This window comes from Thiopseudomonas alkaliphila (assembly GCF_001267175.1).
In the GTDB taxonomy this organism is placed as follows: Bacteria; Pseudomonadota; Gammaproteobacteria; order Pseudomonadales; family Pseudomonadaceae; genus Oblitimonas; species Oblitimonas alkaliphila.
On record NZ_CP012358.1, the window covers coordinates 1,525,004 to 1,541,236 of the forward strand.

Genomic DNA, 16,233 nt, shown 5'->3' on the forward strand with positions numbered 1-16,233 from the left:
TTTCTCAGCAATTATAGCTTTCTGTTTTTTCTATTGAATGTTGTCATGAATCCTATTATTAAACCGCCACTGTGGCTGCTGGCACTGCTCATTATGTTTCCACAACTAGTTGAAACGATATATAGCCCTGCACTGCCAAACATTGCCAGATCTTTTCAAGTCAGCAATGAGCACGCAGCTCAAACGCTTTCAGTTTATTTTTTCGCCTTCGCTGCCGGAGTGGCACTGTGGGGTTGGCTTAGTGATTGGATTGGACGGCGTCCAGCAATGATGGCCGGACTCGGTTGTTACGGAGTGGGAGCGGCCATGGCAATTGTAGCCACTGATTTCAATATATTACTGCTGGCCCGCATGGTGGCTGCCTTAGGTGCCGCTGCTGGTTCTGTTGTAGTACAAACGATGCTAAGGGATAGTTATCAATCAACCACCCTAGCACGCGTCTTTTCTGTTATGGGTGCTTTACTTGCAGTAAGCCCTGTTTTCGGCTTGATCACTGGAAGCTGGTTGGTGAGTTTGTATGGCCATACTGGAGTATTTATCGCATTAGTATCCTTGGCGATAGTTTTGCTAATACTGACGGCTATTTCCCTTCCGGAAACACGACCAAAGAATACGCTAACTATTCGAAGGAGTAATTTAGCCTATCGCATGGCTCGGGACAGGGCGCTGTGGAAAAGTGCGCTACTTATCGCACTGCTAAACACAATGCTATTCAGTTATTACAGTCTGGCTCCGTTTCTTTTCAAGCGTTTAGGCTGGGACTCCACGGAATTTGGCTGGACAGGCGCTTTACTAGCCCTCGCCTCCCTCTCTGGTAGTCTCCTTAATCGCAAGTTACTAACGACCAACATAACACCGGAACAACTGGTCCATTACGCATGTGCTCTGGCACTCCTTTCAGGTATGGTCGCTTGGAAGCTGCAGCACTCTGTTTGGATACTTGTACCGATAGCAGGGGTTGTTATTGCCTATGGCATAGCGATACCCAACGTGTTGAGCCAAGCTTTAAAAAATTATCGCGAACAGACCGGAGCCGCTGGAGCATTGTTCGGGTTAAGCTACTATCTACTGCTGGGCATGATGTTAGGGATAGCAGGTATGGTGCAGCAACTAGGACTAGTGCTAACAGTGTGCGCAGCCATAGCTCTACTATGCAGCATATCGCGCAGAATATTTGATAGGTCGTACTATTGATAATCCACGACTTTGGCATTACCGAGGCCCCATCAGACCTAATAATAGGTTCTCTCTACAAGGAGCGGATAAGTATCATGCCAAATAAGAATCACTACTATGTGTTATGAAAATAAAAGAATCATTATTACCGGTGGACCTGGCTCCGGGAAAAGTACGCTACTGGCGTGTCTTCGCACAAAAAACTTTCCTACCGCAACTGAAGCTGGACGCGCAATAATAAGGGATCAGGTGGCCATCGGCGGAAATGCACTTCCCTGGAAAAATAGAGAACATTTTGCCGAGCTTATGCTGAACTGGGAATTACGTTCCTGGCATGCAGCATCGGAGAGTAAAATGCCGTTTTTCTTTGATAGAGGGCTGCCGGATATTGCTGGGTATCTGATGCTCTGTAAATTGCCTTTACCGCCACATTTGGAACGAGCGATCGCGTTGTTTCGTTACTCGAAAACCGTGTTCATCGCACCCCCATGGAAAAAAATATACGTGCAAGATACAGAGCGCAAACAGTCATTCCAAGAAGCAGTTCAAACATTTCATACAATGACTGAGTCTTATACCAGATATGGATATAACCTCATTAAATTACCGCTTAGCCAACCAGAAGAGCGAGCAGAATTTATTTTATCCTATTTGTAGCTCTACACTTCCCATCTCTTTTTATGCGCCCGAAGCAAAATCATACCGGCGATAATTTATTAGCTTGCTAAAAATTTACTAAGCTGATGCTCAGCTACCCTTCCCCCTAGCAGCGTTAAAGGGGTAAAGGGTAAATGGCTTGAAGGGATTAATGGAAGGGGGATTAAGGGCAAAGGGGCTACCCTGAAAGGGCTTGTTTGCAGGGAAAAGCAAAAGGCCAAAAGGTAGTCCGTGCCAGACCTGCATTAATTGATAGGGCCTGACTTTATCAGACACTTTTTGGCGGTCTCTTGTTCTTATACTAAAAATGCTGTTACGCTCGCTATGCTGCCCTAGAACGTCCTCTCCTAACCCCCATACTGGTGATAGACACTAGGTACGTTTCGGCTCTCTTAGCAGAGCCGTCTAACTCTACAACAAGCCCACCTCACGGTGGGCTTGTTGTTTCTACCCGAATATCCTGCTTACCCCTAAGCTACGCTCACCTAGCTCCGTACTCTGATTTGTCCTGCATCAAATTTGAAGCACACTTTTCACTACCCTGACATAAAGCAAGCAATTTTAGGTAAGCAGTTGCGGGGAACAACATTAGAACAACTACTAAACCATTACTGAACTGATGCATCCCTCAAACCTGAATGAAAGAACACATTTGTAAATACCACCCCAAGTTTATTAACTCGTGTTTTAGGTATTGAGAGGGGCAGACGGCTAAACCCTTCTTCCCCAAGTGCATTTACGCATGCTCTCGCTTTCCAGCACTGCGTAGTAATCATCAGTATCGTGAGGCAATAATTTTGTAGATAGCACTCACGCTATGAGTGGCAGTATGATTAAAAAGTAGACTCGCACTTAAAAGAAGAGGAAATGGTGAAAAGATGTATCAACAAGTAGATGCGTTAAAGCATGCTTTAGATAAGCTGCGTCCATTACCTGCCGAAACCGTAAAAAGCCTGCAAGAGGATTTAGTTTTACGTTGGACTTATCACTCTAATGCGATTGAGGGCAACACACTTTCCTTACTTGAGACAAAAGTGGTGCTTGAGGGTATTACTGTAGGGGGAAAAGCGCTTAGAGAGCACTTTGAAGCAATCAATCACCGTAATGCTATTTACTACGTTGAGGACATCATCAATCAACAAGAGTCTTTCTCTGAGTGGCAAATACGCAATATCCATCAACTAATTCTAAAGAATATTGATGATGAAAATGCCGGCCGCTATCGACAGGTTAACGTGCTTATTTCAGGGGCAACGCATACGCCACCAGACTGCGCATTAGTTGCGGACAAAATGCAACAGTTTATAGCATGGTATCAACGAGATGCGCACAAGCTGCACCCTATTGAGCGTGCAGCTAAGGTACACGCTGATTTTGTAGGCATTCACCCATTTATTGATGGAAACGGACGAACTTCACGCCTGTTAATGAATTTAGAGTTGATGAAGGCAGGCTATCCACCGTGTGTGATCACAGTAGAAGATCGACTGACTTACTATGATGCACTCGATCAATGGATGACAAAGAATAATGAGCGACCCTTCATAGAGTTAATTGAGCGCTCAGTACTGGCAGCCTTCGATTCTTATAAGCGCGTATTAAAACTTTAGCGTGTCATTTTCAACATGATGAAAAAGTCATGTTGCATGGCCATGGACAAGCTCATGATGCTTGGTTAACACGCGTAAAAAACACCACGACGGTGCAGGCAGTCCAGTAAAGTGGTATATGATTAAAAATCATAGTCACATTAATATACAGAGAGCTGATTAGGAGAAGATCATGGAATCTATTAATTGGGATGACTTTCAAAAAGTTGATATTCGCGTTGGAACAATTATTAGCGTAGAAGATTTCCCCGAAGCTCGCAGGCCTGCTTACAAGCTACAAGTGGATTTTGGAGACGAACTTGGCATTAAAAAATCCAGTGCTCAGATTACTGACTTGTACTCCAAAGAAGATCTGTTAGGCAAGCAAGTGTTGGCAGTTGTTAACTTTCCTCCCAAGCAAATCGGCCCTATTATGTCCGAGTGTCTAGTAACTGGGTTACACCGGCCAGATGGCTCTGTCGTGCTTTCAACCGTTGATATGGCATTGCCGAATGGATCTCGACTAGCGTAATACTCAGGCATAGGCTTACCTTCCTACTTAGGAACTATCTGCACTAATAGAGCCGACAGCTGTAACCATGGCCCACTACTGGAAATCGCACTTCATTTAAATCAGCGGCACGAAGTGCGCTGGGGTAAATGGAAGTGTTTTGGCACAGTAGAACCACTACAGCTTGGCAAAATTAAGACCATACCAGATATGTAGATGCAGACTCTTCTGAAACGCCGACCACATAAGCGCTCATCCAGATGATCACTTATTGTTAATCGGCTAAGACGGCTATACACAGCATTTTGCAGGCACCTAAAGTTTTTATTGCTGACTTAATATTTTGTTAATCATAGGTGTTAAAGCTATATTAACTCGACCCTTGGATTAACTCAGCAACCACTAGGACTAATCCAGCTAGCATTATTTGGTGAAAAATACACTTTATGCTTCCAACGAATATCTCAAGCTCTAGAAAAAAACGACGCTTAAACACGGTCGTTTGGGGGCTGTTATTCGTACTCGCATTGTTCCTCAACCTACCTAACCAACAAACGCAACCACACATCTCTACTGCTCAACCTGATGTGCATTGTGCGCACTGCCTACACCATTCAAACTCAACAGATACTGAGATTTGCTGTCTGGCTACCAGCAGTTGTATCAGCTGCTTTGCAGTAATTAAAACTAATGAGCCACCTAATTATTTTCAGCCGCATAGCTTGTTAATACGAGGCAGTAATTTACTCTCTCCTCAAAACTATCTAGTCCCCCTACTTCCCCCTCCTAAACAGGATTACAGCTAATTACCCGCTCGATTTTTTGAGCAATCACATCAATAGCTTTAACCAAATTAGGAAATACTATGAAACGTAGAACTCTAGTACAAATGCTGGGTGGTGCCTCGCTATTAGCGACTGGTGTTGGACAAGCTGTAGCTCGTGGCATGATGGGCTCAGGTCATCACGCAGAAATGATGCACGATATGCAAGGCATGCATCATATGGGCGATATGCAGGGCATGATGCACGGTACGGCAAACTTAATGCCGTTGAATAAAATGCCCAGTCAGCAAAAGCTACAGCGCTTGCCGCTGCTAAAAAACCAAAGCAATCAACCACGCTTATTTAAAGCAACTCTTGAGGCTAAGCCTGTCAAGCTCACCCTTGCTGACCGTAAGCAAACTGAAGTATGGGCATACAATGGACAAATCCCAGGCCCTCAAATTGTCGCTTTTGAAGGCGACACCGTAGAAATTAATTTTATTAACTCCTTGTCCCAACCCAGCACTATTCACTGGCATGGCCTACCTGTACCGCCTGATCAAGATGGTAATCCACATGACGCAGTTGCGCCTGGTGAAAGTCGCCTCTATCGCTTTACCTTACCCAAAGGATCTGCAGGTACTTATTGGTATCACCCTCACCCCCACGGCTATGTATCAGAGCAAGTGTTCAGAGGGTTAGCTGGCAGCTTTATTGTTAAAGCTAAAGATGATCCTTTAGCCCACCTTACTGAACAACATTGGTTAATTTCGGACCTTCGTTTAGACGCCCAAGCGAGCATTCCACAAAATACTATGATGGACTGGATGAATGGCCGTGAAGGACAATTCGTGCTCATTAATGGACAGCTTAATCCGAAAATTTCGATTAAATCGGGAGAACGTATTCGCATTTGGAATGCTTGTTCAGCGCGGTATCTAAAGCTTGAAATCTCTAACTGCAGCTGGATTTTAGTAGGGACTGATGGCGGCCTTTTAGAACAACCACGTCCTGCAGCAAAAACCTTATTTATTGCACCGGCTGAACGAGTTGAAGTGATCGTACATACCGATACTGATCAATCGTCACAGTTAATGAATCGGTACTACGATCGCCAAAAGATGATGGTAAAAGAGTCCGCAATTGATTTAGAGCTAGCCTCCATCAACGTAAAGGCGACGAACTATAAACTACCAGACCAGTTACGCTCTATTGCTGACCTTGGTACAGCCACTGCAACTAAAAAAGTCGAGTTTTCTGAAGCTGCTATGGACCATGACACTATGTCTATGCACGGCAGCATGGATAGCGGCCATGACATGTCAATGCACATGCTCCAGAGCATGTTCATGGTTAATGGAAAAACTTACGATATGCAGCGCATGGATCTCACCAGCAAACAAGGTGAAGTAGAAGAGTGGGAAGTGTTTAATAACTCCCATATGGACCATCCATTCCATTTGCATGGAACACAGTTCGTGATCACTAAGCGCGTATTAAATGGTCAAGAAATCCCAGAAACCTTCAAGGCCTTACGGGATACCTTTAACCTAAAGCCTTACGAACGTGTGACCTTTAAAGTTAAACAAAACGATAAAGGATTACGACTGTTCCACTGTCATATTTTAGAGCATGAAACTCTAGGCATGATGGCTAACCTCAATGTAGTCTAAAGCAACCTTTAAAAACTACGTCCTGTACTCACGGGGCGTAGTTTTAGATGACCCTATAGAAAGTTTCATCTAGAAAAATTGATTTGTACTTCCCTGTACTTGCTCCCTTGCCTCATTTGAGTAGCTACTCTTTAGTGGCGGAAGGCTGCTTTACTTTTTCAACAATTGAAATCAACGTATAACGCTTAGAAGAAGCGTCAGCAGGTGGGTTTTCCACATCTTCTACTTGGACTTTCAGTTTATATCGATAGCCTGGTTCGTACTGAAAACCTGCTATTTGACTGTAAAAATAGCTCCACTCCTCTGTCATCTCACGCTTAATCTGCATGCACTTCATTGGCGCTACACCGGTACAGTCAGCCAAATTCTCTTTTATGTAAAATATTTCTTGGTCAGGTTTCTGGCTCTTGTTACCCGTCTCGCAAGCCGTCAATCCTCCTAATAGAGCTATTCCTAAAAATAAGGCTCGTTTCATAGTTCATCTCCTGGTGTTAAATCCCACTCACTACAGGCTTTACAGATGCATGTACAAACCAGATGGATTACTCGAATGATCTAGTTCGAGTACACGTAAACTCCCCTTCTTTTCTGGCCCCATACCCGGAGAATTTATTGGCATGCCCGGCAAAGCGATACCTTTAATGTCTGGCTGCTCTTTGAGCATACGCTCAATAGCTGCTACCGGAACATGACCTTCCACTACATAGTTTTCGATCTCTAACGTATGGCAGCTTGCTGCCTTATGAGTTCCTAACTTTTGCTTAACCGGTAACATATTAGAATGATCAATTAAGGTGACTTTATAGCCATTTTCTTCCAAGTAATGTGCGTACTCAGTGCAACACCCACAAAATGGATCTTTATGCATTGTCACTTCGACAGGCTGATTAGCTTGCGCTACAACGCTAAACAAGGCTCCAAAACCAGCGACCATACTCACAACTTTTGACATAAACACACCTTAAATAGAATGCCCATAAACTGGATGCAGTTAAACACAGCTATTCCAGCTATTGAACACCTGATAACTTCAGAAACAAAAATTAATCAGGTCATTAAGAGTCGTGCTTACAGAGCCTGCTTTAGTAAGTGAACGCCTTGTAATTTTATGGAATTATTTTCCTCTAAGAATTTCAAAGTAAATAGCGATGCTGAAGGACAAACCCCACACTCTGACTGATGCACCTAAGGGTGATATTTATGAGGCGGGCCTCTACCATTTTTCAAGTAAACGTAGCAAATTTTATCGCTTGATAAGTAATACAACACTACAATGAGCCAGTGAAACTGTTAAAGCTTTAACCTATAGTTAAAGTCATGAATTGTTAAGGAAAGCGCCATGTTCAAACGCCTCATGATTCTCTGCAGCCTATTGAGCTTCTCTGCCTTTTCAGCTGCTGAAACTCCAGGTAACTGGAAAGTGCTGGTGAGTCCTTTTATTTGGGGAGCTTCACTAAAAGGCGATCTCGCCTTAGCAGGCAAAAAACCTTCTGTTGACATCCCTTTCTCAGAGCTAGTCAATGATGTCGACTCTATTTTCATGGGCAACCTTGAACTCACTAACTCTCATTACGGCTTTTATATAGACGCCATTAACGTTGACACCGATAGCAATGACCGTGTCATGGGGCAGAAAATCAGCTATAAAATTGATCAAACCACAGTGGCATTGGGTGCTTTTTATCGAGCATTTAATTACGAATTGGGCGGAAACCATTTATTTGATGAGCCAAGACGTATTTCTATCGATCCAACAATTGGTGCTCGCTGGACAAAGTTAACAGCTGAAGTCCAATCCAAACCGTTTGGCCTAAAACTATCTAAAAAAGCAGAATGGACTGATCCATTTGTGGGACTGCGACTCACTGCTGACCTTACTAACAAATGGAATCTTTCGTTACTTAGCCAAGTCGGCGGCCTCGATACTGACAACAAAAAAACGCATAACCATGAAGCTTATTTGGGTTATCGGGTCTACCTACTCGATCATCCAACCATTATTCGAGTGGGCTATCGCTCACTAAGCCAACGCTATACCTCCACCGACTTTACAGGACATCGTTTCAAATACGACATACGCCAATCTGGCCCAGTAGTTGGAATGACAATGCGCTTCTAATCTATAGATAAGGAAAATAAACTATGCGTAGTTTGCTTAATAGAAAACTCAAAAAAGCCGTTATGGTGCCGGCATTAATAGGCACTTTAGCTTTTTCAGCTATTGCCGATGCCTGTACGCGTGTGGTTTACCTAGGTGAAGGTGATCGCATTATTACAGCCCGCTCAATGGACTGGAAAAAAGATATAGAAACTAATTTATGGATATTTCCACGTGGTATAGAGCGTAATGGAGAGGTTGGGCCCAATTCCATCAAATGGACCTCAAAATATGGTAGCGTCATTTCTTCAGGCTATGATATTGCGACCACCGATGGATTGAATGAAAAAGGGCTAATGGCCAATGTGTTATGGCTGGTTGAATCAAAATACCCAACTTTTACTGAAAAAAGTAAGCCTGGACTCACATTAGCTGCGTGGGCGCAATATGTACTCGATAACTTTGCCACTGTAGAAGAAGCGGTGACTGCATTAAAACAAGAACCCTACACTATCGTTACTGCCGAGGTACCAGGGGAGACACGTTTAGCCACTTTACACCTATCACTCTCTGACGCTTCGGGTGATAGCGCGATCATTGAATACATTGATGGTAAACAAGTCATTCACCATAACCGCACCTACCAAGTAATGACTAACTCCCCGACATTCGAGCATCAACTTGCACTCAACGAATACTGGCAACAAATAGGTGGGGAAACCATGCTACCTGGCACCAACCGTGCTGCTGATCGTTTCGTACGTGCTTCTTATTATGTGAATCGTATCCCCCAAGCGGCATCCCCTGAAGAGTCCATAGCCAGTATGTTCGGGGTGATCAGAAACGCTTCTGTACCCTACGGCATAAGCACCCCAGATCAACCTAACATTTCTTCTACGCGCTGGAGAACGCTTGCTGATCATAAAAACCAGCTGTATTTCTTTGAGTCAGCACTGAGTCCGAGTATCTTTTGGGTGGACTTGAAAAAAGTTGATTTCTCATCAGAAACAGGCAAAACCAAGCAGCTAAAGTTAGAAGCTAATCAAGCACGAGTACTCGGTGGCGAGGTTTCTAACCAATTCGAAGTAACTAAACCTTTTAAATTTATAGGATTGTGAAGTAAATCCTCCTAAAATCAGCGGCGGCTTAATAAGCGCATAGTTATTAAGCCGCCGTTTCAAGCAGTCACCAGTAGAATCAAACCCAGGCGTAATAACTCTTAAGGTCTCTTTCATGCAAAACAAATACGGTAATTTAGCATCGCAAGTCTATGAGGCTGACAAGCCTTATGGTGTTTCATTTGGTGATGTTGAATATTACTTGGAGCGCTTAAAAGATGTTGAAGGCCTTATTTTTGAACCTGGAGTTGGTAATGGGCGCTTTTTAATACCGTTGCTGAAGGCAGGAAAACTAGTTACTGGCTGTGATAGCTCTAAAGAAATGCTAAACCTTGCAGAGGCGGCCTTACGTAAAAATGGCTTAACTGCTTCTTTAATTTGTAGCAGCTTTGAAGGATATGAAACTCAGGAAAAATTTGAAGCCATTGTTATCCCTGCTGGTACTTTCCAGCTAATCAGTTCTTTTGATGCGGCTCACACCGTGCTGAGCAAGTTTTATCATCAACTCCAGCATAACGGTCGACTGATGTTCGACCTGGATTCATCCCAGCTGATTTTCAATGTAAAACCCAGTGTAAGACAGTGGCCAATCACTGCCGAAGAAGTCATCACTTTAAGCAGCACCCCTGTCGAAATCGATTATGTTGCACAAACAACCAAAGAATTGCATCGATACGAGTTGTGGCAGAGTGGCCAACTCATAAAAACTGAGCTTGAAGAGTTTGTGCTTCGCTGGTGGAGCATTAGTGAAATCAAGTTACTACTTCAAGCCATTGGCTTTACGAATGTAACTATCTCTGGCAACTATCAATACCAAAAAGAGCCAGAAAACAGCGACCAGCTAATTAGTATTGAGGCTACCAAGACGATTAATTAAAAAAGATGTATGGGGCTTAAAAGTTCCTATGCTAACGCGTCAAGTACCCCATATCTTGCAGATATCTGGCTGTACAGTCTATTCTAGCTGGTGTTTATAAAACCGTAAAATACAAACTATACCAAGTAATGATAAGCAGTTACTGGTGACAAAATGAGTTTTCCTAACAATAAGCCTCCAGGAGGTCTCATGACTGAGAGTAATAAAACAAAAATTTGTGGAATTGTAATGCCTATCTCAAGTATCGACGGATGTGCTGAAAACCATTGGTCTGAAGTACTTGGGATTATTAACGAGGCAGTTAATGACGCTGGTTTCGAAGGAAACCTGGTAAGCAATTCTGATGAAGTAGGAATAATTCATAAAAGAATAATACAAAATCTTTATGATAATCCAATAGTTGTCTGTGATGTGAGCTGTAAGAACCCTAATGTAATGTTTGAACTAGGCTTACGACTTGCATTTGATAAGCCTACTATCATTATTAAAGATGACAAAACATCTTATTCTTTTGACACCTCGGCAATAGAGCATTTAGAGTATCCACGAGATCTAAGATTTAACCGAATTGTTGAATTCAAGAAACATCTTTCTGCAAAAATTCAAGCAACCTTTAAAAGGTCAACCGAAGACGAAAACTATACAACCTTTCTCAAGCATTTTGGTGAGTTTAAAGTTGCTAAAATCGATCAAACAGAGGTTTCTGGTCAAGAGTATATTTTAGAGGAACTAAAGAGTCTGCGTCGGTTTGTACAAAAAATGGATAGAGGATGGGGAGCTAGAAACAATTCCAATATTAAGTTTAAGGAGTACTCTGACCATGATATTAATATCTGTTTAAATCACGATAAGATAGAACATATAGATAAGAAGTTAAGTTTTATAATGTCCCATTCAGCACTGAAGAACATTGGCGTAACAGAGTTAGAAACTGATCACTTACACCTCACCGCTGATGTAAAGCCAAACTATTCTGCTGATTTAGTTCGTACAGAAATAGAAAACTTAATTGGGCTAGAATTTAGCAATACTGACCGTAAGTGTATAATTCGAGCAGAGCATGAAATTGGTTAACAACGCACACAGTAGACGAGCCGTTTAATGCAACGTTAAATCACTTAGAGGTCATTGTGATACCCAAGTATTTTTCACTACGAACAGATACAAGGTTCAATCTAAATGAGTTAGTACTTAAAGATATTTGGCAGCTATTTGACGAAGTTCTCGATAAACTATGTAATAAAAGGTGCTTTTATACTAAAACCGGACAAGTTTCTGGAAAGTTCGAAGGCATGACTTGGAGATTCCTCTGCTCGACTACAAAAAGGTCTATATGATAAGACTTGGCTTTATCACATGTTTTTTTGATTCATAAAATGCTACTTTTCATAGCGCTTTATACCATACAACCCTGTTATACACATAAAAATTAAGCATTACATGGATACTCTACAATTACTAGAAGCAGCAAAAATAGTCGCAATAATTCAGTCGCTATTTGATAGTAAGCCAAATGAATGGCTACCTGTGCTCGCGGCCATTGGCGGTGCATTCACCGGAAGTATAGCTACTTTTTTTCCATCATATTTTCTCAGTAGACAGAAATATCAACGAGAGCAGAAAGCTATAGCTACAGCCTTAACGTCGGAAATATCTGCTCTCTTAAAGATAATTGAACACAGAAAGTATCTAGATGGCCTTATAGAAGCAGTTAAACACCTAAAAGAAGATCCAAATATTAAATATACCTTAACAGTCCAAGTCCCTGAGCATTACTCAAGAGTTTACCAATCACATGTTGATCGCATCGGGCTTATAGAGCCAGCTTTAGCAGCAAACATCATTGAATTTCACCAGTTAATCGATGCAGTTGTACAAGATATAATGCCCGAAAGCCCCACACAAAAAAAAGGTGGAGATATAGAGACATTTGAGGAGCTTGTGACAGTTATGACTTCTGCCATAAGTATTGGTCAAAAAATATTAAATAAAAAAATCTAAATCTGATTAAAACCACCTGCTTAGCTCACCAGAGAGGGCTAGAAACTGTTGTTTTAAGCAAACATTAGGAACCTATCAACATGCTGGAAGCAATTAAAGAAGTTTTAATGAGCTTGGGGGGAGTCATCGGTAGCATTTTTATTATCCGAAAAGGATGGAGACTATTATTCCCAATAAACATACTGCCGGGAGTTCATATGCACTTCGATAAGTTAGAAAAGGATGAAATTCTGGCAACAGTTACAAATATATGTTCCGAAACCATCTATATAGCCAAGTGCCGCGGACGCAGTGCAAACTCCATTAGCCACATTATTAAGACTCATATTCGTCATCCTTTTATTAAACCAAAGCTCTACGGTAACGTACGATTCGGTGCACCAATTTATGAAATGATCGGCCCCGAACCTGTTTGTCTAGCTCCGAAACAATCCGTAAATTTATCGTATAAACTTTCATGTGAGCTACCTTTCCTAGCATTTACAAACCCTATGCTCCAAATTGAAGTTGTGTTATCCAATGGCAGGGTTTTTCGAAGTAAAAGACTAAAAGTTCCAAGTAGCTGGCACGTTATTAAACACATCCATAAAGCACGTGAAAACGGTTAATACTCCTAATCAAGCTTTTAACATTTGAACTGATAATCACATTTACCCATTCTTTGCGGAGAAATCACTCTCCGCAAAGGGTATGCGTTTCTCCGAGCTTTTTTGGAGAACGTATGAATAAAAAACAAGAGCTTCAACAAAGCTCAAAAATATGGCTAGATCAAGTTCTACAGCAAATTTCTATAGAGCTTCTGCTCGCTGCACTGACTTTAATTGGTCAAAGCGAAAACATCGCACGATTCGTAACCTTACTTGTCTGTGCTACGATCGGACTCGCCATATCGTACATTTCACGAATTGTGTCTATCCTTATCAAACCGGAGGCAAAAGATGAGTGAAGTCAGCCTGACTCTGATCGGGATCGGAGTGTTTGTCGGAACCGCATTGCTCCTCGTAGCCATCACATGGTGGTATGCAAGCACCCTGTCGGATGATGATTCTGAAGACAAAAAACCTGACGAAAAACAGCTTAACCCTACTGCAAACAAATCAGCCACCTAGCTCTATACAGGTGACTGTCCGCAAGCTGACCGTGTTCAGTTAAACCATATCAGAGCCCGCTGCTGCGGGCTTTTTTGTGCTCAAAGAATGAGCCTCTCTCTCTTTGCTATAATGCCCTGGTGTATCGCTAGTCGTTGACTGGCACACGCCCAAAGCCTCTGTACACCATGAAACATGAGGTGCTCATTTGAGTTGGTGTCCACATTTACCCATCCTTGCGGAGAAATCATTCTCCGCAAGGGATATGCGTTTCTCCGCGCTTTTTGGAGAACGTATGAATAAACGAAAAAAGATAACCACAGCAACTGTAGCTTGGTTTAACCAGGCTTTACTTGGACTGTCGTTATCCTTGTTGGCATCTGGGGTGGTTTCATCTCTGATGAGCAGCGACAAAATCATCCAGAACGTGTTACTTTACGTAATATCTTTTCTGGGCATGAAACTGTCTCTTTTGTGCAGAATATTACCGATTCTTTTAGAAAAAGAGGGGGATAAATAATGTCTGTAACAGCTCTACTTCTGACACTTACCGCCTACATAGGCGGAATTTGCCTAATGGTCGGAGCGGTTCTGCTTTACGCAAGAACCCTGCCGGATGATGACTCAGAAAGCAAAAAATCCGACGAAAAAACAGCTTAACCCTACTGCAAACAAATCAGTCACCTAACTCTATATGGGTGACTGTCCGCAAGCTGACCGTGTTCAGCTAAACCATATAAGCCCGCTGCTGCGGGCTTTTTTGTGCGTACGAGTCAAGCTTTACGAAAGAAACTGACCTCTACATTTTGCAAAACTTCCCTCCTCATTACCCACCCGGGCTTTAACATATAAAAACCGTTTTTTAGTAAATAGGCTTCACAACCAATGTCTTAACCTGCCAGCTCATACTGTTCTGTAAAAATCAGCAGCAGAGAAGGCTACATTATGAAGAATCCCAACTTGTTATTTCCGTTTGTTCAAAAGCAAATCAACAACCCACCACACTGGGGTGACGAGCGACTATTGTCATGGGATGATGCTTTTCCACAAGAGTGCCAACAATTCGTGACTCAACACTACTGGACTGCCGAAGCATCTGTGAATGTTTTCAATGTCGTTGGGACAGAGCACTGGGACTATCAGGGCAAAACCTGGCTTGAGTTCCTACAAGGTGGCAGGTGTATGCCACTAAACTTACAATGCTTAGAAACAAACCCAAATTACTATCTCAGTCTGACCCAACGGAATCCGCAAATTTACTATAAGACAGTGGATGGAGTTCGTTTCTATGTCGGTAGTGATGGTAATCATCGCACCTGTCTAGCTCGCTTCTTACTCGCAGAGCAGGCCAAAGCACATATTCATTGCGTCACGGTCGACCACTATAAGGTTGACTGGGCATTTTATAACGTATACCAACAACTCAAAGCTATAATTGTAGAAAATCGACTTCCTTACACCCTTGATGTCAGTAACACGCTAAATGGCCGTGAAGATTCTGCGGGTTGGAAAATTGATAATTTCCATGTCGCCATCACCTTAACCGACTTAGAAACATACGAAAGCTGCTCACTTGATTTATCTCGGGCATTAGAGAAGAAAGATGCCTTACAACGTATCTCAACCGTTCAGCAATTTCAGAGACAACAGGCCAGCAAAACACTGTGGCGAAGAATCTTAAACCGTTGACCTTGATAAGGCCTGCTAGCAAGACTGTTTGCCTGCACTACGATCGAGCTCGCCATATCGTGTATCCCCCAAACTGGATCTATCCTAATTAAACCGAAGGCAAAAAATGAGAAGGAATTATTGGTAACAACCTACTGTCTCTTTTCAACTACCACACTCATTAAAACGTTTACTCAAGGTTCTTTATGGCAAGCCCACTCATTCCAAACTGGTCAGATGCTCCTATTAGAGCATCGCATTTTGATCCTTGCACAGGACTATGGATCCTATTTGGTGACCCTGCTAAATTTTGGTGCACTACTGCAGAGCAGTGGCGATTTTTACCCTACTTACCTAACAGCTCACTATTAATACAGCGCCCATAATCAAACCCTCAGATGCAAAAATGCACACGAAGATCAAAGCTCTGGGCGATTAATGTGCGGATTAACTTAGTAAGACTAAAGGCATAAAACTCCTAACAAAAAGTTGTAATACAGGTGTTTTAATCTCTAGTGAGAGTAAGTAAAGTAATACTTGCTTGCTTCGAAATGATGGTAAGCAGCTAAGCGCTTACTATCTAGTAGATAAAATTCGCTTTGCGTCATGGAGGAATACACAATGATCAATAAAATCATGATCGCCTTGCCAGCACTCGTGGTACTGGTATGCGCTAGTGAAAGCTTTGTAAATGCAAGGAATCGCTTTACTCTAAACTCATCTGAAAGAACAGATGTTGGACACCAACCTAGAGTAGATGAAGCTCAAAAACGAGCAGTAAATTACGATTTTAATGAGTTATTGCGTTTAGAGCATGTTCAGCCAATTGAATTGCCAGATAATCAGTACACTTATACCTTCTGAGCTATGAGCCAGTCGCTTTAACGATTCGAGGACGGCCTCGCACTCTTTATTTAGAGTCGATTTGTAGCAAGAGTGCATAAAGGCTGAGCGTTAACCCGCTGGATAAAGCCCAGTCTGGCCTCTTACTGTCTAGCCATAACAGCTAGCCT

The 16,233-nt window shown here is 42.4% G+C and carries 18 protein-coding genes; 16 read left to right on the forward strand and 2 right to left on the reverse strand.

Annotated elements, in window-relative coordinates:
* Positions 1–45 precede the first annotated feature (45 nt).
* The 5 genes from AKN87_RS07300 to AKN87_RS07320 all read left to right on the forward strand — a co-directional run bounded on the left by AKN87_RS07300 (position 46) and on the right by AKN87_RS07320 (position 6,370).
* Positions 46–1,194 (forward strand): multidrug effflux MFS transporter, encoded by a 1,149-nt coding sequence (locus tag AKN87_RS07300; RefSeq protein WP_053102974.1) that lies wholly within the window; start codon positions 46–48, stop codon positions 1,192–1,194.
* Between the two features lie 99 nt (positions 1,195–1,293).
* Positions 1,294–1,833 (forward strand): AAA family ATPase, encoded by a 540-nt coding sequence (locus AKN87_RS07305; RefSeq protein WP_053102975.1) that lies wholly within the window; start codon positions 1,294–1,296, stop codon positions 1,831–1,833.
* An 878-nt stretch (positions 1,834–2,711) separates the two neighbouring features.
* Positions 2,712–3,443, forward strand: coding sequence for a Fic family protein (locus tag AKN87_RS07310; protein ID WP_053102976.1), 732 nt, complete (start codon positions 2,712–2,714; stop codon positions 3,441–3,443).
* A 172-nt stretch (positions 3,444–3,615) separates the two neighbouring features.
* The gene (locus AKN87_RS07315) at positions 3,616–3,954 is read left to right on the forward strand and encodes a tRNA-binding protein (RefSeq protein WP_053102977.1); all 339 of its coding nucleotides are present in this window, start codon (positions 3,616–3,618) and stop codon (positions 3,952–3,954) included.
* An 844-nt stretch (positions 3,955–4,798) separates the two neighbouring features.
* The gene (locus AKN87_RS07320) at positions 4,799–6,370 is read left to right on the forward strand and encodes a multicopper oxidase family protein (protein WP_080995532.1); all 1,572 of its coding nucleotides are present in this window, start codon (positions 4,799–4,801) and stop codon (positions 6,368–6,370) included.
* A 124-nt stretch (positions 6,371–6,494) separates the two neighbouring features.
* Here AKN87_RS07320 and AKN87_RS07325 read toward each other — a convergent pair whose 3' ends face one another.
* Together AKN87_RS07325 and AKN87_RS07330 are read right to left on the reverse strand one after the other, a co-directional pair.
* A complete protein-coding gene (locus AKN87_RS07325; protein ID WP_053102978.1) occupies positions 6,495–6,845 on the reverse strand; it encodes a DUF4377 domain-containing protein in 351 nt (116 codons plus the stop codon).
* 39 nt (positions 6,846–6,884) lie between these two features.
* Positions 6,885–7,322 (reverse strand): DUF411 domain-containing protein, encoded by a 438-nt coding sequence (locus AKN87_RS07330; RefSeq protein WP_053102979.1) that lies wholly within the window; start codon positions 7,320–7,322, stop codon positions 6,885–6,887.
* A 387-nt stretch (positions 7,323–7,709) separates the two neighbouring features.
* On the opposite strand from AKN87_RS07330, the gene AKN87_RS07335 reads away from it, so the two are divergent.
* From AKN87_RS07335 to AKN87_RS07380, 11 genes are all read left to right on the forward strand, one after another.
* Positions 7,710–8,489: a hypothetical protein gene (locus tag AKN87_RS07335; RefSeq protein WP_053102980.1), complete on the forward strand. Its 780-nt coding sequence runs from the start codon at positions 7,710–7,712 to the stop codon at positions 8,487–8,489.
* 23 nt (positions 8,490–8,512) lie between these two features.
* Complete coding sequence (locus tag AKN87_RS07340) at positions 8,513–9,586, forward strand: linear amide C-N hydrolase (RefSeq protein WP_053102981.1); 1,074 nt, start codon at positions 8,513–8,515, stop codon at positions 9,584–9,586.
* Positions 9,587–9,701: 115 nt separating this feature from the next.
* Complete coding sequence (locus AKN87_RS07345) at positions 9,702–10,463, forward strand: class I SAM-dependent methyltransferase (RefSeq protein ID WP_053102982.1); 762 nt, start codon at positions 9,702–9,704, stop codon at positions 10,461–10,463.
* 189 nt (positions 10,464–10,652) lie between these two features.
* Positions 10,653–11,537, forward strand: coding sequence for a hypothetical protein (locus tag AKN87_RS12385; protein ID WP_053102983.1), 885 nt, complete (start codon positions 10,653–10,655; stop codon positions 11,535–11,537).
* A 366-nt stretch (positions 11,538–11,903) separates the two neighbouring features.
* Positions 11,904–12,464: a hypothetical protein gene (locus tag AKN87_RS07355; protein ID WP_053102984.1), complete on the forward strand. Its 561-nt coding sequence runs from the start codon at positions 11,904–11,906 to the stop codon at positions 12,462–12,464.
* Between the two features lie 80 nt (positions 12,465–12,544).
* Entirely contained in the window at positions 12,545–13,072 is a 528-nt protein-coding gene (locus AKN87_RS07360) for a hypothetical protein (RefSeq protein ID WP_053102985.1), read from the forward strand.
* A 113-nt stretch (positions 13,073–13,185) separates the two neighbouring features.
* A complete protein-coding gene (locus AKN87_RS07365) occupies positions 13,186–13,410 on the forward strand; it encodes a hypothetical protein (protein ID WP_053102986.1) in 225 nt (74 codons plus the stop codon).
* Positions 13,403–13,573 carry a hypothetical protein gene (locus AKN87_RS12315; protein ID WP_158487779.1) on the forward strand — a complete coding sequence of 57 codons (171 nt, stop codon included), beginning with the start codon at positions 13,403–13,405 and terminating at the stop codon, positions 13,571–13,573. Before AKN87_RS07365 ends, AKN87_RS12315 begins: the two co-directional genes overlap by 8 nt.
* Positions 13,574–13,847: 274 nt before the next feature.
* The gene (locus tag AKN87_RS07370; RefSeq protein ID WP_053102987.1) at positions 13,848–14,072 is read left to right on the forward strand and encodes a hypothetical protein; all 225 of its coding nucleotides are present in this window, start codon (positions 13,848–13,850) and stop codon (positions 14,070–14,072) included.
* 662 nt (positions 14,073–14,734) lie between these two features.
* Positions 14,735–15,241, forward strand: coding sequence for a hypothetical protein (locus tag AKN87_RS07375; protein ID WP_148561493.1), 507 nt, complete (start codon positions 14,735–14,737; stop codon positions 15,239–15,241).
* Between the two features lie 600 nt (positions 15,242–15,841).
* Complete coding sequence (locus AKN87_RS07380; protein ID WP_053102989.1) at positions 15,842–16,084, forward strand: hypothetical protein; 243 nt, start codon at positions 15,842–15,844, stop codon at positions 16,082–16,084.
* The last annotated feature ends 149 nt before the right edge of the window (positions 16,085–16,233 follow it).

Bases quoted from the DNA above. Each gene is read 5' to 3' on its own strand.
- AKN87_RS07300 (WP_053102974.1), top strand. From the start codon at position 46: ATGAATCCTATTATTAAACCGCCACTGTGGCTGCTGGCACTGCTCATT.
- AKN87_RS07305 (WP_053102975.1), top strand. From the start codon at position 1,294: ATGTGTTATGAAAATAAAAGAATCATTATTACCGGTGGACCTGGCTCC.
- AKN87_RS07310 (WP_053102976.1), top strand. From the start codon at position 2,712: ATGTATCAACAAGTAGATGCGTTAAAGCATGCTTTAGATAAGCTGCGT.
- AKN87_RS07315 (WP_053102977.1), top strand. From the start codon at position 3,616: ATGGAATCTATTAATTGGGATGACTTTCAAAAAGTTGATATTCGCGTT.
- AKN87_RS07320 (WP_080995532.1), top strand. From the start codon at position 4,799: ATGAAACGTAGAACTCTAGTACAAATGCTGGGTGGTGCCTCGCTATTA.
- AKN87_RS07325 (WP_053102978.1), bottom strand. From the start codon at position 6,845: ATGAAACGAGCCTTATTTTTAGGAATAGCTCTATTAGGAGGATTGACG.
- AKN87_RS07330 (WP_053102979.1), bottom strand. From the start codon at position 7,322: ATGTCAAAAGTTGTGAGTATGGTCGCTGGTTTTGGAGCCTTGTTTAGC.
- AKN87_RS07335 (WP_053102980.1), top strand. From the start codon at position 7,710: ATGTTCAAACGCCTCATGATTCTCTGCAGCCTATTGAGCTTCTCTGCC.
- AKN87_RS07340 (WP_053102981.1), top strand. From the start codon at position 8,513: ATGCGTAGTTTGCTTAATAGAAAACTCAAAAAAGCCGTTATGGTGCCG.
- AKN87_RS07345 (WP_053102982.1), top strand. From the start codon at position 9,702: ATGCAAAACAAATACGGTAATTTAGCATCGCAAGTCTATGAGGCTGAC.
- AKN87_RS12385 (WP_053102983.1), top strand. From the start codon at position 10,653: ATGACTGAGAGTAATAAAACAAAAATTTGTGGAATTGTAATGCCTATC.
- AKN87_RS07355 (WP_053102984.1), top strand. From the start codon at position 11,904: ATGGATACTCTACAATTACTAGAAGCAGCAAAAATAGTCGCAATAATT.
- AKN87_RS07360 (WP_053102985.1), top strand. From the start codon at position 12,545: ATGCTGGAAGCAATTAAAGAAGTTTTAATGAGCTTGGGGGGAGTCATC.
- AKN87_RS07365 (WP_053102986.1), top strand. From the start codon at position 13,186: ATGAATAAAAAACAAGAGCTTCAACAAAGCTCAAAAATATGGCTAGAT.
- AKN87_RS12315 (WP_158487779.1), top strand. From the start codon at position 13,403: ATGAGTGAAGTCAGCCTGACTCTGATCGGGATCGGAGTGTTTGTCGGA.
- AKN87_RS07370 (WP_053102987.1), top strand. From the start codon at position 13,848: ATGAATAAACGAAAAAAGATAACCACAGCAACTGTAGCTTGGTTTAAC.
- AKN87_RS07375 (WP_148561493.1), top strand. From the start codon at position 14,735: ATGCCACTAAACTTACAATGCTTAGAAACAAACCCAAATTACTATCTC.
- AKN87_RS07380 (WP_053102989.1), top strand. From the start codon at position 15,842: ATGATCAATAAAATCATGATCGCCTTGCCAGCACTCGTGGTACTGGTA.